Raw genomic sequence first — 15,417 nt, forward strand, 5'->3', positions numbered from 1 at the left:
CATGAGCGGCCAAAATGGGGCGAGAGACCCGATTAAAAGGCCCTTCAGGGCCAGAAAATTGAACCAGTCGCGTCGCTGATCTCGCATTCAGAAATTCCGCAGCGAATCGTCGGCGAAAACGGCGGTTCTTCAGCGTAGCCCTAGGTCCGCGCGAAGCGGAGTGTGTTTGGTCGGCGAGCGCCGGGGAAACTGCACCGCGAGCAATAAACCCGCGGCGAGTCGGGGAATAGTGTCACCACGAGCACAGCGAGCGAGCTTAACAACACGCCAAGAACAAGCCGTTCAAAGAAGTCAAACGATGTCTGTGAATCGCACACGCGACTGACCAATGAGGCTCGAAATCGAACGTAAGCCGAGCGTTTCCGCTCCGACTCCTGCGCAAATTCGCCGTGCGATTAAATCGCTACGAAGTTACGGACCTTCTTCTTACGCGTCTTTGACGGATGCCGCAGGCAACTACGTGCAGATTGCAGGTGGCGGTGTCAGTTGTATGATCGAGCGTTTCGAAATCGAACGCGGAAGCCGGTCAAGAGCTTTCCATGACAAGCCGAGTCCAGTGCGTCCAGAAGGCACAATTCTGGTTTTCAGCGGGGGAAATATTCCGATGCGTTCGGATGAATGGTTCATGTGTGATCAGGTGGCGGAAGTATTTCTGGCCTTCTTGAACGATGAGCCATTCCCGGCATCTGTTCATTGGAGGCCAGCACCCGGGTTTAGGTTCCGAGGTCGCAAGTGCAGTGTTAGCCAGATTTTAATATCGAGGGCGTGAACCTTTACTACGTCGAAGATATTGCTGTCGGCGTGATTACTAGCTGCGTATCAACGGTCAGTCTTAGAGGGTTGCGATGACCGTTGCCGACGATTGACCCGCCGTCGCCATTAACTTATCCCGCTGCTTCGCAATCCCACCCAGAATCGATTCCGCCAATCCGTCCGGAAACCCCGAAGGGACCTGATCGCTTACCGCATTGATCACGTGCTTAGTCGCGTCAACCACTTCAGCAATGATGTCTTGCGCCGTCTCGCTTCCCAACCCAACCTGTCGAGCCTGTTCGATCCAGTGCCGTCGCTGAATCTTTTCGATGAGATAGTGATTGGTGCTACCGCGAACAGCCATCGCCATCTTTACTTTTTGACGCGCAATCTGACTGCGCCCGGGACCGATGATCGGATGCGCGGAGAGCACGTCATAAAGTGGCGTCGACCGGTACAGCCCGCCCGGCAGATGAAAAATACTGAAGTTCTTCGCATGCCCATCCGTTGCTGCCAATAGCCAGAACACAAGTTGAGTCTTGAAGAACTGCCGCCGATCCTGATCCGCGTTTTCCGAACCGAGCAACACGTCCATGATCTCTGCGATGCCCGGCCCACCGTCGGCCTGGTACTTCAAATGCGAAGGTTTCCCAGTAGCCTGGCACATGTCTTCCTGCGGAAGGCGCACGATCCAGCTAGCGTCGCTCGACAACCTACGGTCGAAACGCTCGACCACGAGCGCTTTCTGATTCTCGAACGTTGCAATCTCGCAGTTCGCTGCGGGAAGTCCATACGCCGATACGATTTTCGAGCACAGCCATTCGTTCTCGATCGAGGTCCGCATGTCCGCCTGCATGTTCCCAACCAGGCCGAGCGGGAGCTTGAAGATATGCGTGGTCGGCGTGCTGCCAGTCGGGTAGATCCACTGCTCATCGTGGCGAAGCAGCGCCGTTTTCTCCTGAGCCCCGGCAATCGATAGCCTTAAATCCGCACCGCTATCGTATTGGCCTAGCGGCGCCGCTGAGGTGGCATTGCGCAGCAGCAGCGCAATCTGCGGCTCGGCTAACGGCGTTCCGGAGATGTCGTAGAGGTCGGTTGGTTGCTCGCCAGGCGGGAGCAGTTGGATCGCACCGACGCAGTCACGGCCAAGCGCTACCAGCAGATCGAATGCGTTCGTGCTGTCGGTGCGATGCCGTTGAGCCAATCGCCGACGGATCGCATCGCTATCCGGAAGCAAATTGTCGAAGAATGCGCTGACCACGTCGCCACGGTACGGTTGATTCCCGGGCGTGAACGGCATCGATAGGGAAAGGGGACGCCCCTGTTCGTCTCCGATCCACTCGTCGAGATAACTCAGGCGGTCCCCTTCCCGTGCTTTTTCCCAGTAGCCTACGGGCAGACCGTTCATCCAGATGTCGAGTCGTTGCGTCTGAGAGCGGCGCGCCATGATTACCAGTTTTCCCGTTTCTTTTTGGTCGTGATTGCCCCAAGGGGCTGCTTCGAACTCGACGCCTTCTGAGTCTGGCCTGAGCGGTTGGCGATCGACGGAGATTTCGCTTTCTTGGTGGCGGGGACGTGTCGTTGAAGCTTCGGCGTCTCGGCCTGCGCTGGTTTACTGTCGGGCGCGGACGACGCCTGACTCATACGCAGCTCCACGTTCAGCAAACGCATGACCTTAAAAAGTCGCTCGACGCTTGCCGATGCCGGGTTGGCTTCCAGTTGCGCGTAGCTTTGCTGCGTGATGCCTAGCAGTTCGGCCACCGCAGCTTGTGTGAGTCCCGCGGACTTGCGGAAGCCCAGCAGAATGGGGCGGAGCTGACTTAGCGTCTTGATAGCGTAATCCATTGGATTTTCTTCAGGCTCGTACAGTCTCTGGACTGTATCACGAAAATACAGTCAATAAGCTGTAAATCGAATATACAGGTCGTAGTCTGTATTTGTAATTTACAGCTTAAAGCCTGTTAAGTCAGAGCGCGAACCCAACCGATGAACAGGAATTCACGGAAGCGCGAACAGCCGTAGTCCGCTTCACCCCCGCTCCCAGCAGCCCCACCGACTCTGCGGTATAAATACCTCCCGCCTCACCCGCAAACCCCAACACAACCTATGCCCCACTACTTCTACAACCCCGCCACCGGTCACAACCTGCCGCACGACCCCTTCAAGGCCATCGTCGCTCCGCGCCTCATCGGCTGGATTTCCTCACGCGCCACCGACGGCACTCTGAATCTCGCCCCCTACAGTTTCTTCGGCGCGTTCGCCAGCTTCCCGCCGATCATCGGCTTCTGCAGCGAGGGCCGTAAAGACAGCATCGCCAACATCGAGGCCACCGGCGAATTCGTCTGGAATCTGTCCAGCAAGCCGCTCGCCGAGCAGATGAACCGCTCCTCCGCACCAGTCCCGCCCCACGTTGACGAATTCGAACTCGCCGGCCTTACCCCCGCGCCTGGCCGCAACGTAGCCGTGCCGCACGTCGCCGAATCGCCCGCCGCGCTCGAATGCAAGCTACTGCAAGTGGTCCGTCTGCATACGCTCGATGGCACGCCGATGGACAACTACCTGTCGCTCGGGCAAGTGGTCGGCGTCCACATCAACGAGGCCTATCTGAAGGATGGTCTGTTCGACACGCACGCCGCGCAACCGATCATGCGTGCTGGCTACCGCGCCGACTACGCGGAAATCGGCGAGATGTTCCAGATGTTCCGCCCAACCGCATAAGTACCCAAAGCGTTTGAATCACCTCGCGTTGCGCAATGCGGCGCGACACTCACCTAATCGCCTCCGCGAAACGCAAATCCAGAGCCCCGCAAAACTGGCCCACTTGATGCTTGCAACCGACGCTCCAACGCGTCGTTTTCAACTGCCGGCTCACTCAAGAGGAGCGCGATCATGTCCACCGAATTCGCTACGCAGTTCAGCCATGTCCGTCCGCAAGACACGTCCTACGTGGATCAGGGCCTACGCGACTTTTTTCTCTACCGCGATTTAGGCATCGCGCAGGCAACCGGCGGCAAGGTGCTCGCGCAGCTCGTCAAGGCGAATCACGCACCAGAGCAAGGCACCGGTTGGCACCGTCATGAGGCCGATTTCCACATTGTGATCATGTTGAAGGGCTGGGCGCGCTTCATGTACGGCGACAAGGAGACGCTCGTCGCCGCCGGCGATTGCGTGCATCAGGCGCCGGGCATCGTCCACTATCTGTTCGATTACTCTGAAGATATGGAGTACATCGAAATCGTGTCGCCGGCCGATTTCAAATCAATTGAAGTCGAAGGTCCGTGCGAAGTGCCGGCGGTACAGCCGTGGAAGAGCGCCGTGGCGTGATCGCGACTTGAGGAGAGTCGCGGCGGCGGTATATCGCGGCCGCATTGTTTGCACCTGCGGCCCCTAAAGAAACACTTCACTGCGTCGCGGGTGGCCGTCGTCGCGTTGACCGTGAGGCCTGCGGCTTGACGGCGGAGCCGGATCCCGCGCCAACGCCGTTCGGCGCGGCAGTCACCGCGGCCGCCGGCTTCATCTCTACATCGACCACCGCCACCGCAGCCGGCGCTGCCGCTATCACCTCAGTCGCCGCAGCCACCGACACCGGCTGAATCGTCCGCGCCCGCGAACTCACCAGCACCGCGCGCGGTTCGTTGTCGTAAATCACAGCACGCACACGCGGATAAATCTGCCGCTCCCACCGATGCCCATTGAACACGCCATAGTGTCCCACACCGGTCTGCACGTGATGCGTCTTCAGATACGGCCTTAACTTGTCGCACATATCCTGCGCCGCGAGCGTCTGCCCAACCGCGCAGATATCGTCCTTTTCACCCTCCACGGTCAGCAGCGCAGTCCGTCGAATTTTCGAAGGATCCACAAGCCGCCCTTCCACCTCAAGCTCATGCAACGGCAGCGCGTGCCGCTGAAAAACCGTATCGACGGTCTCCAGATAAAAATCGGCCGTCAGGTCCATCGTCGCGAAGTATTCTTCGTAGAAAGTGCGGATCGTATCGGCCTTCGCCGGATCGCCTTTGGCGCGCTCGCAATGCATGGTCTCGAACGAGTCGAGATGGCGGTTGAGATTCATCGACATGAAAGCGGTTAGCTGCACGAAGCCGGGATACACGCGCCGGTGCGCGCCCGCAAAACCGAACGGCACCGCGCTGATGAGGTTCTGCTCAAACCACTCGAGCGGCTTGCTTTTGGCCAGTTCGTTGACACGCGTCGGGTTGATGCGCGTGTCGAGCGGGCCTGCCATCAGCGTCATGCTGGCGGGCTGCGCGGGGTTGTCGTCGGCGGCCATCAGCGAGACCGCGGCCAACGCGGCGACGGTTGGTTGACACACGGCCAGCAGGTGCGCGCCCGGTCCGATCGTCTCGGTGAAATCGATCACGTGCCGTACGTATTCGTTGAAGCCGAAACGGCCCTGGCTCAGCGGCACGTCGCGCGGATTGTGCCAATCGGTGATGTAGACATCGTGCTCGGCCAGCATCGTGCGAACGGTGCCGCGCAGCAGCGTCGCGAAGTGGCCGGACATCGGCGCGATTACCAGCACGCGCGGCTGCGGATGTGAAAGCGTGGCGTCCTTACGGAAATGCAACAGCGAGCAGAACGGCGTGTGCGCTGCCACTTCCTCGACAATTTTCACCGCTTTGCCTTCCGTCACCACGCTATCGATGCCGAACGGCGGCCTGACAGGCGTGAGTCCGGCGAGCGTCAAAAGCTCGCAGGCCGCGCGTATCGAGCGACCATGCGATGTGTCACCCAACGCGGGCCAGGCGTCGAGCGAATGATTCACCAGCGCAGCGCCGTGCCGCATCGGCAGCATCATGTCGGCGAAAGCCTGGTATGTGGGATATGCGAACAGGTTCATAACCTTCGCACGAGTGCAGGAAAGGAAGGAGCCCGAATAGAAGCAAGTCATGTGCCAATCATGCAGTCGCATTGGCGCAGCCGTCCCTCTACGTTGGCATAGCATTTGCGCGGGTCATGGGAGCGGGCCGAAATTGCCGCGCTTTGGTGCGCCCGCGCACGACAACGTGCACGCGCATCGTCAGGCGTCGGCTGAACGCCTCATCTGGAGGAGAAACGTATGGCGAATACCACGCTCACCATCAGCAGCAAGAATTATTCGTCGTGGTCGCTGCGCGGCTGGTTGCTGACCAGGTTCAGCGGCCTGCCTTTCGAAGAGATCGTGATGCCGATCGACGATCCGGCCGCGCGCGCCGAACTACTGCTGCTCTCGCCGTCGATTCTGGTGCCGTGTCTCTTTCACGATGGCATCAAGATCTGGGACACCCTGGCGATTGCCGAATATCTGAACGAGTTGAAACCTGACGCGATGTTATTGCCCACGGACATCCGCGCACGAGCGCATTGCCGCTCTATTTGCGGTGAGATGCATTCGGGTTTTGGTTCGCTTCGCTCGGCGTTGCCGATGAACCTGAAAGCGCATTTTCCGGGCTTCAAGGTGTGGGCGCGGGCGCAATCGGATATCGACCGCATCGTGACGATCTGGAGCGATTGCCTGAAGCAGTACGGCGGCCCGTTTCTGTTCGGCGAGCATAGTGCGGCGGATGCGATGTACGCGCCGGTAGTGACGCGTTTCGTCACCTACGACGTAAAGCTCGATCCGGAGATTGTCGAATACGGGCAGCGCATCATGGCGCTGCCCGAAATGCAGCAGTGGATCGCGGACGCGCAGCAGGAAGTGGAGGAAATCGACGAACTGGACGTGGAGTTTTAAACTCCTTAATCCCGCCCGGCTTCCAGCTTGAACACACTCACCACCTGCGCAAGCCGCGCAGCCTGAGCGCGCAATTCACCTGCCGCGAGTTCCGCTTCGCCAACGAGCGTCGCATTCTGCTGGGTCGCCTCACCGATCTGCGTGACAGCAAGGTTGACCTGCTCGATGCCGCCCGATTGCTCGCGCGACGCGACGCTGATTTCCGCCATGATCGCGCGCACCTGGCCGACCTGATGAACGATGCCCTGCATCGTCGAACTCGCTTCCTCAGCGATCCGGAAGCCGCTTTGAACGGTCGCCGAGGAGGCGGCAATCAGGCCTTCGATCTCCTTCACCGAAGCCGCGCTGCGCTGCGCGAGCGCGCGTACTTCCGACGCGACCACCGCAAAGCCCTTGCCGTGCTCGCCGGCGCGCGCCGCTTCCACAGCGGCGTTCAACGCGAGGATATTGGTCTGGAACGCGATGCCTTCGATCACACTGGTGATCTCAGCGATCTTCTGCGACGAACGGCTGATCTCGCCCATTGTCGAGACCACGCGTTCGACGGCACGGCCGCCTTCGAGCGCGGCATCGGCAGCATGGGTGACAAGCGTGTTGGCTTGCGCGGCATGGTCGGCGTTCTGCTGTACGGTCGACGTGATCTGTTCCATGCTGGCCGCCGTTTCTTCCAGGCTGCTCGCCTGCGTGGCAATACGCGCAGCGATATTGCCACTGCCGGTGGCGATCTTTTCGGTGCCTTCCGACATATCCGTCGACGCATTGCGCACTTGCGAGACGATACGCGCGAGACCTTCGCCGATGCCGTCGATCGACTGCATCAGGCGGCCGATTTCGTCGGCACGTGCATTGGCACCCCTGACCACGCGCACGCTCAGATCACCCGAGGCGAAGCGCTCGGACGCCTTCGCGGCTTCCACGAGCGGACGGCTCACGAGACGGCGCACCGCGATCAGGAACACGATCGCGAACGCGCCGACCAGCGCGAAACCGATCAGCAGGAATTGATCACGCGTGGCGATGACGTCTGCCATCACCTCGTCGCGCGGCGCAACGCCGCCCACTAGCCATTGCCATTCCGGCACGGTGACGAACGACACGAATTTGTCGCGCGCATTGCGCTCGCCGAGCGTCGCGTCGGCCGAGCTGAATTCGAGCTGGCCTTCTTTCATGTCGAGCATCTGCTGATACGGCGCATTCGCGTTGTCCGCGTTCTGGCCGATGGCGGCCGGATGCACGATGAACTTGCCGCGATCCGGGCCCTTCGAGGTGTTGACCACGAAGTAATAACCACTGTCACCGATTTTCAGTTTGCTGATGCCGTCTTCGACCGACTGGATCTCCTTGTCCACGTTCACACCCACGAAGAGCGCGCCGATCACGCGACCGCCCGCGTCTGTGATTGGCCGATATTGGGTAATCAAACGTTTGCCAAAGAGCGCGGCAAGTCCCGTATAGGATTTGTTCGCCATGATCAGTGCATACGCCGGCCCCTTGCGGTCGAGTAGCGTGCCGATCGCGCGTGAGCCGTCCTGTTTCTTCAGCGAAGTCGTTACGCGGACGAAATCGTCACCGCTGCGTGCGAACACGGTGGCGACCGCGCCACTGCGCTCGAGAAACTGATCGGGAATCGAGAAGTCCATGTTCAGGACTGTGTCGCCGGCCTTGAAGGTCGGGGTGGCGACGCCGTTGATGTCGACTTTCTGGGTGTCGTCGAGCGTATAGCTGGTGGGCAGGAAGCTCGCGAACAGCGACATCGATCGATCGACTTCGGACGACAGCGCCTTGTCGAACAGCGTGATCATCGCGGCGATCGAACGATCCTTATCGGCGATACGTTCGAGTACCTGATCGCTGACCTGCTTGCCTGCGGTGCGCGTGAGCGCCCACGTGAAGGCCGCGAAAATCAACGCCACCAGCGCGCACGACAGTACGGCAAGCCGGGCGCCAACACTGGCGCGGCGCAAAGAGAGAAATTCCATGGGCGTTCGGAGTAAAGGGAGACATGTGACGCGTGAACCATGCGAATGCATGGTTTGCACCTATGTCAGGATTACGGCCGATTTGCCCGTTTCTTTAGTGCATTCGAAAGCATTTCGTAATACATGGGTGTATATAGCCCGTCAACGCGTCATGGCATCAACGCATCAACTCATCCACGCCTCAATGCCTCACCGTGCCGACGCGCCGCGCCAGGTGCGCAGCAGAAGCGCATTGGTGACGACGCTTACGCTCGAAAACGCCATCGCCGCGCCGGCCAGCATCGGGTTCAGCAAGCCGAAGGCGGCAAGCGGAATGCCGATCAGGTTGTAGACGAACGCCCAGAACAGGTTCTGCTGGATCTTGCGCCAAGTCCTGCGCGAAATGTCGATGGCGTCAGCCACCAGCGCCGGGTCGCCGCGCATCAGCGTGATGCCGGCCGCCTGCATTGCGACGTCGGTGCCGGTCGCCATTGCAATGCCGATGTCGGCGGCAGCGAGCGCGGGGGCGTCGTTGATGCCGTCGCCCACCATCGCAACGATGCCGGCGCTGCGGATCTTCAGGTCGCGGATCACGCGGGCCTTGTCGTCGGGCAGGACTTCGGCGTGGACTTCGGCGATGCCGAGTATCTGGGCGACGCTCGCCGCGCTGCCGTGGTTGTCACCGGTGACGAGCACGCTTTTGATGCCCATCTGGGTGAGCCGTTCGATGGCCGCGCGAGCGGTCGGCTTGACGGTGTCGCCGAAGGCAATCAATGCCAGCGCGGTGGGCGCAAGCGGCGCGCGCTGCATCAGCCAGGAGACGGTATTGCCCGCGGCCTCAAGCTGTTTTGCGCGCTCGGCAAGTTGCGGCGGTAACTGGATGCCGAGTTCGTTGAGCCAGCGCGTGCTGCCGAGCGCCAGGGTGCGGCCATCGATGTCGGCTTCCACGCCACGCCCAGGCACCGCGCGGGCGGCGCTTACCGTGTTTGTCGTGCTTGCCGTGCGTAATGCAACCGGTAACGCCGCGACGCCGTTCGTTACCGCAACGGATGCTGAAGTGCCCAGCGCGCTATCGCCCCATGCCTCAACGCCGCCATTCGTGAGCGAGTTCTCAACCGCGGTGTCGTCTCGCAGATTGCCGGCCTGCGCCGCTTCATACGCCTTCACTACTGCCCGCGCTAGCGGATGATCGCTTTGCCGCTGCACGGCTGCGGCGAGCGCCAGCGCCGCGTCGCGACCGACCTCGCCGATTGCCTCGAACGCCGTCACCGACGGTTGCCCGAGCGTCAGCGTGCCGGTTTTATCGAACGCGACGATATTCACCCGATGCGCGGTTTCCAACGCCTCGGCGTCCTTGATCAGCACGCCATGCCGCGCAGCGACGCCGGTGCCGGCCATAATGGCCGCGGGCGTCGCCAGTCCGAGCGCACACGGACAGGCAATCACCAGTACGGCAACGGCATTCAGAATCGCGGTTTCGCCACCCACGCCGGCAATCAGCCAACCCACCAGCGTGAGCGCCGCAATCGCCAGAATCGCCGGCACGAAGATCTCGCTGACGCGGTCCACCAGTCGTTGGATCGGCGCCTTCTCGGCCTGCGCGCTTTCCACGAGGCGGATGATGCGTGCGAGGGTCGTTTCCGCGCCGATCGCGGTGGTCGTCACAGCAATCGCACCTTCGCCGTTGATCGAACCGGCGGTGACCCGATCGGCTGCCTGCTTCGGTACCGGCAAGCTTTCGCCGGTAATCAGCGATTCGTCGATATGGGTACGGCCTTCGAGCACCGCGCCGTCGACCGGCACGCGCTCGCCGGGACGCACGATCACTACCGTGCCCACCCGCACTTGCGCGAGCGGCACCTCGCGCTCGTCCGCGCCGACGCGGATTCGCGCGCGGTCGGGGCGCAGCGCGTTGAGCGCGCGGATCGCATCCGTGGTCTGGCGCTTGGCGCGCGCTTCGAGCCATTTGCCGAAGCGCACCAGCGTAATCACCACCGCCGACGCTTCGAAATACAGATGCGTCATGTCGCCCGGATGGGTTGCCAGTTCGTAGACGCTGATTCCATAAGCCGCCGACGTGCCGAGCGCCACCAGCAAATCCATGTTCCCGGCGCCGGCCCGAACCGCACGAAAGGCCGCCCGATAGAAGCGCGCGCCGAACACGAACTGCACGATCGAGGCGAGGGCGAATTGCAGCCAGGGGGAAAGCATCGCGTGCCAGCCGAACCATTCGCCGACCATCGGCAGGACGAGCGGCAGTGTCAGCACGGCGGACGCGAGCACGGCGGCCAGTTCGCGGCGGGTCTGGTTGCGCTTGCTTTCTGCGGCGGAGGTAAGGGCGGCAGTGTCGACGGTGGACGCCGGTGCGTCCGGCGGTGCGATCAGCGTTGCCTCGTAGCCCGCTTTCTTCACTGCTGCGATCAACGCGTCGGCGTCGGCACTTGCGGCCGTGGCCGTGGTGTCGCTTAGATTGACGGTTGCCGTTTCGGTCGCCAGATTCACCGATACGCCCACGACGCCCGGCACCTTCGCGAGTGCCTTCTCCACGCGCATGGCGCACGAGGCGCAGGTCATTCCGCCGATGTCGAGTTCGGTGGTTCTGGAGGGCGTAGCGTCCGCAGGACGCAGCGGTGTGGCAAGTTCGGTCATGGCAGGTCTGGCTCGTAGCAGCATTGGGCCGCATCATGAACCGAGTATCGACCTTCCCATGATGGGAAGGTCAAGGACGTTTTTGAGGCGTATTGAAGTGTCACCGAGCGGGCCGTCAAACGTTCACCCGAGCGGCCACCGGAACGAGCCACCAAACGTTCGCCAAAACGCGCTGCCCAAAGCGCCCGGGATGTCTACCAGTCGTTCGGACCCGTGGCGCGAGCTGCGCAGCCGAGGAACGGGCGGCTGCGTCGCGCTACGGTTACGGTACGGTCGTTGAACAATAAAACTCAGAATGCCGGCGGCGCGTCCAGCATCGCCTGGCCAACGGCCTTCTGCTCGTCGCTGGTGCGGGCCAGCAGGGCTTCGGCCGCGCCGCGCCGGTCGGCGGCTTCCTTGTTCTGGCCGAGCTTCCATTTGCCGACCAGTCGCGTGACCTCGATCTCGAGGCCGACGATCGCCCCCAGCATCTGCGCGATATAGTCGGCCGGCGCGTCGCCCATCTTCCACGGCACCGGCTCGCCCGCTTCCATCTTGCGGGTGAGCCGTGCGACCAGTCCGCGCAGGAAAGCCTCGTCGTCGCGCACGACGATCCGGCCATGCGCGTGCACCACCATATAGTTGTAAGTCGGCACCTGCCGATGCGTCTCGTGCTTGCTCGGATACCAGGTCGGCGAGATGTAGGCGGCCGGGCCCTGGAAAATAACGAGGGCTTCCGGGTTCGCGGCGACTTCCTGCCAGACCGGGTTGGCCCGGGCGACGTGGGCGCGGAGGATGCCGTGGGTCGGGGCGCGCTGCGCGTCGCCCCCTCCGGGGACTCGCTGCGCGTCGAACTCGAATGGCAAATGATTCGCATCGAGCCCATTCGGCCCATGGGTAATCAACGCGCCGAACGACTGCTCAGCGATCAGGCGATGGAGAACCTCTGGGCGGGTCTCTTCAAAATGGGCAGGCATATACATAAAACGCTCCGGATACAAAAGGGCGGCGAGTGATCGGGAAAGGCGGCCAGCAGGGCAGGAACCGGCGCAGGAGTGATAAAAATCGTCGACCGTACTGTAAATGATGTCCGCTCGCTCGTTACGAAACGCTATTCCTGTCTTTGCGCTTGCCTGGTGAACAAGGATACGATACAACCCGATGTTGTCGGCATCGCGCGCCGCGGACTGGCTGCGTTCGGCTTTGGGAGGCCACGCAAGCAGGTTCCGCTGCGCACCGACGTTTTCCTTAGGACCGCACGTTCCGCCACCTGAACGAATGATAAAAAATCGCCAAGAACTGTTTTCGCTTCACTGGACCTGCGCATCGCTCGCAGGCCTCGCATTTCTGGCTGGTTGTGCGTCGACACCGTCCGCGACGCAAAAAACCACTGGATGGATCAAGGACGAAGTCGCCGATTCGTATGTTTTCGGCTATCCGTTGGTGCTGATGGGCGTCGCGCGCGATGCGGCGGTCGGCACCGATCCGGGCCAGGCGCCGGTCAATACGCTGCGCCACGCGCAGGCCCTGCCGCCTATCGGCGCCGCCAATCCGCTGCAGCCGAGTCTCGACACGCTCGACTCGACCGGCTGGCTGGACGTCGGCAGCGAGCCGGTGATCGTGTCGCTGCCCGACTCGCACGGCCGCTACGTCGACGCCCGCGTGCTCGACATGTGGACCAATGTCGTGTGGTCGACCAGCTCACAGTTCGCCACCCGCGCCGCTGGCATCAAGGCACAAACGATTGCCTTCGTCGGCCCGGGCTGGCAGGGCGATCTGCCCAAAGGCGTGAAGCGCGTCGACGTGCCGACCCGCAACGCATGGGTGAGCGTGCGGATCCAGTCGAATGGCACTCGCGACCTGACGGCGGTGCGCAAGCTGCAGCGCGCCATCCGCGTCGCGCCGCTGAGCGTCTACGCCGGCGACACGCGCTCGGCATCGATTACGCCGCCGCGCAGCAATGCCGCCGATGCCGCCGCCGCGGCCGCTTCCGGCACGCCGGCCGCGCAAGTCGCCGCGCTTGACGCGAACGGCTTCTTCCGCCGGCTCGCGCAGGCGTTGCCGGACAACCCGCCGACGCCGGCCGATCCGCATGCACTGAAAATCCTCTCGGACTTCGGCGTGACGCCCGGCAATCCTGTGACGCTGCCGAGTGCATCCGAGGCGGTTGCCGCGGGCCTCGCCGACGGTCACGAGCGCGTCGTCACGCCGCCGTCCAATCTGCTGAGCAGCAACGGCTGGAGCTGGTTCGGCGACGGCGTGGGCAACTACGGCCCTGACTATGCGATGCGCGCTTACGCCGCGGCGACCCAACCGGGCATCGGCACGAAGGACGATGAAGTGCGCGCAGTCGTCACCCAGGACAGCGACGGTCATGCGCTCAACGGCGCAAACCGCTACGTGATTCATTTCGCACCGAACCAGTTGCCGCCGGTGCGCGGCTTCTGGTCGATCACCGCCTACACGAAGGACGGCGCGTTAGGGGAAAGCGCGCCGGCGCGTCTGGCGGTCGGCGATCGCAACGGCGCGCGCCGCAATCGCGACGGCTCGCTCGACGTAACGGTGTCGTCGACGCGCGGCAAGAGTAGCAACTGGCTGCCGGCGCCGCGTACCGATCTGCAACTGATGCTGCGTTTGTACGCGCCGAAGCCGCCAGCTACCGACGGCAGCTGGCAGCCGCCGGCGGTTGTGCGTCAATGAAGTTCGGGAATGAAGTGCGGCTGTGAAGCCGCATCAGTGAAATGCGTCACTGCTGTGACAGCAATGCATGAGTGACGCATAAATCAGCCCATGTCCGCCGCTTCGTGTCGGCGGACATGCGGCGTTGTAACGCGCAACAATGTGTAAGCCACGGCTTACATTTCTATCCCGCGTAAGATTCACCACTTATACTGCCGCTTGCGGGATTTTCGTTTTCGCGGCGGGCTTGCCGCCGCATTACCCAAGACCGAGCATGGCAAGCCTCAATAAAACATCACTCGCATCTTCCATGCAGACCGTGCGCGACGTCGCGCAGTCACGCCGTACCCGGCGTGTCATCACCGGTCTGCTGATCTTCCTCGTATTGTTCGGTCTGCTGGGCTTTTTCGCGGCGCCGCCGTTGATTCGCCACATTGCCGAGCAGCAACTCAGCAAACAACTCGATCGGCCCGCCACGATCGGGCGCATTGCGCTCAATCCGTACACGCTCAAGCTCGAAGCCGATCGCGTGCATATCGGCGAGCGTGGCGGCGCGGGCGACTTCGTCGATATTTCGCGGCTCATCGTGCAGCCGTCATGGAGCTCGCTGTTTCGTGCAGCGCCGATCATCGATGAAGTGCAACTCGATTCGCCGCGTTTTCATATCGTTCGCTATGATGCGCAGCGCTTCAATTTCACCGACCTGATCGAGAAGTTCTCGAAGCAGCCGGCCACGCCCGATAGCAAGCCGACGCTCTTTTCGGTGTCGAACATCCGCCTCGAAAACGGCCAGATCACATTCGACGACAAGCTGCTTGGCGTCACGCATGTGATCGATCAATGGAAGCTCGGCATTCCGTTCATCGCTACGCTGCCTTCGAAAACCGATATCTTCGTCGAGCCGTTGCTGCGTGCGCGCATTGACGGCAGTCCGCTCGCCATCGACGGCAAGAGCAAGCCGTTTGCCGCTTCGCGCGAATCGGAAGTATCGCTGCGCTTCGACGGGCTCGACGTGCCACGTCTGATGTCCTACGTGCCGACCAAGCTGCCCGTGATTGTGCAGAGCGGCAAGTTGTCCACCGATCTCAAGCTCAACTTCCTGGTCTCCAACGACGCGCCTTCGTTGCGCGTGGCCGGCACCGTCGATTTGAACGACGTGGATGTGCGCGATCAGAGCAAGGCGCCGTTCTTCGCTGCGCATGCGGTACATGTGGCTGCCGCGACGCTCGAGCCGCTGAAGAGCCTGTATCACTTCGACGAGATCCGTATCGACGCGCCCAGCGCCAATCTTGCGCGCGACAAAGAAGGTGTGTTGAGTGTCGAGCGGATGTTCGCGCCGGCTCCTGGTGCCGAGACGTCTGCTGCAGCACCGGCCTCCGCATCCGTTTCTACACCGACCGCCGCGTCCGCGGCCACGACAGCTAATAATGCTGCGAGCGCACCCGCCGCGGCATCCGGTGCAACCGCTACGGACAAAACCGCACAGCCTCTGGACCTGTCGATCAAGCGCTTCGTGCTCAACGACGGCACCGTGAATGTTCACGACGAAGCCGCCTCGCGACCGGTCGATCTCGGCCTGCAAAAACTGGCCGTCACGCTGACCGATTTCTCGACGCTCGCGACCGCGTCCGCGCACTACACGCTCAATACCGGTTTCAAGGACGCCGC

The 15,417-nt window shown here is 62.0% G+C and carries 11 protein-coding genes; 5 read left to right on the forward strand and 6 right to left on the reverse strand.

Features of this window, described 5'->3' with window-relative positions; all coding sequences use genetic code 11:
* Positions 1-832: 832 nt before the first annotated feature.
* Together VFE81_RS16150 and VFE81_RS16155 are read right to left on the reverse strand one after the other, a co-directional pair.
* Positions 833-2,200, reverse strand: a complete 1,368-nt coding sequence (locus VFE81_RS16150; RefSeq protein WP_325045560.1) for a type II toxin-antitoxin system HipA family toxin — start codon at positions 2,198-2,200, stop codon at positions 833-835.
* Positions 2,201-2,202: 2 nt separating this feature from the next.
* Positions 2,203-2,598: a helix-turn-helix transcriptional regulator gene (locus VFE81_RS16155; RefSeq protein WP_325045561.1), complete on the reverse strand. Its 396-nt coding sequence runs from the start codon at positions 2,596-2,598 to the stop codon at positions 2,203-2,205.
* 261 nt (positions 2,599-2,859) lie between these two features.
* Here VFE81_RS16155 and VFE81_RS16160 point away from each other — a divergent pair, with 261 nt between their 5' ends.
* Both VFE81_RS16160 and VFE81_RS16165 read left to right on the forward strand, forming a co-directional pair.
* A complete protein-coding gene (locus VFE81_RS16160; protein WP_325045562.1) occupies positions 2,860-3,471 on the forward strand; it encodes a flavin reductase family protein in 612 nt (203 codons plus the stop codon).
* Between the two features lie 171 nt (positions 3,472-3,642).
* On the forward strand, positions 3,643-4,077 hold the full coding sequence (locus VFE81_RS16165; RefSeq protein ID WP_093634459.1) for a cupin domain-containing protein: 435 nt from the start codon (positions 3,643-3,645) through the stop codon (positions 4,075-4,077).
* A gap of 76 nt (positions 4,078-4,153) precedes the next feature.
* On the opposite strand, the gene VFE81_RS16170 is transcribed toward VFE81_RS16165, so the two are convergent.
* A complete protein-coding gene (locus tag VFE81_RS16170; RefSeq protein WP_325045563.1) occupies positions 4,154-5,611 on the reverse strand; it encodes a polyhydroxyalkanoate depolymerase in 1,458 nt (485 codons plus the stop codon).
* Between the two features lie 219 nt (positions 5,612-5,830).
* Between VFE81_RS16170 and VFE81_RS16175 the strand changes: the two genes are divergently transcribed.
* Entirely contained in the window at positions 5,831-6,484 is a 654-nt protein-coding gene (locus VFE81_RS16175; RefSeq protein WP_325045564.1) for a glutathione S-transferase family protein, read from the forward strand.
* A 5-nt stretch (positions 6,485-6,489) separates the two neighbouring features.
* Here VFE81_RS16175 and VFE81_RS16180 read toward each other — a convergent pair whose 3' ends face one another.
* The 3 genes from VFE81_RS16180 to VFE81_RS16190 form a co-directional block, all read right to left on the reverse strand.
* On the reverse strand, positions 6,490-8,463 hold the full coding sequence (locus VFE81_RS16180; protein ID WP_325045565.1) for a methyl-accepting chemotaxis protein: 1,974 nt from the start codon (positions 8,461-8,463) through the stop codon (positions 6,490-6,492).
* A gap of 189 nt (positions 8,464-8,652) precedes the next feature.
* Complete coding sequence (locus tag VFE81_RS16185; protein WP_325045566.1) at positions 8,653-11,091, reverse strand: heavy metal translocating P-type ATPase; 2,439 nt, start codon at positions 11,089-11,091, stop codon at positions 8,653-8,655.
* A 290-nt stretch (positions 11,092-11,381) separates the two neighbouring features.
* Positions 11,382-12,053: an FMN-binding negative transcriptional regulator gene (locus VFE81_RS16190; RefSeq protein WP_325045567.1), complete on the reverse strand. Its 672-nt coding sequence runs from the start codon at positions 12,051-12,053 to the stop codon at positions 11,382-11,384.
* 295 nt (positions 12,054-12,348) lie between these two features.
* Between VFE81_RS16190 and VFE81_RS16195 the strand changes: the two genes are divergently transcribed.
* Together VFE81_RS16195 and VFE81_RS16200 are read left to right on the forward strand one after the other, a co-directional pair.
* Entirely contained in the window at positions 12,349-13,770 is a 1,422-nt protein-coding gene (locus VFE81_RS16195) for a DUF1254 domain-containing protein (protein ID WP_325045568.1), read from the forward strand.
* A 253-nt stretch (positions 13,771-14,023) separates the two neighbouring features.
* On the forward strand, positions 14,024-15,417 hold a 1,394-nt coding region (locus VFE81_RS16200), incomplete at its 3' end, for a DUF748 domain-containing protein (RefSeq protein ID WP_325045569.1).

The sequence above is a fragment of the Paraburkholderia sp. genome (assembly GCF_035656215.1).
Taxonomy (GTDB): domain Bacteria; phylum Pseudomonadota; class Gammaproteobacteria; order Burkholderiales; family Burkholderiaceae; genus Paraburkholderia.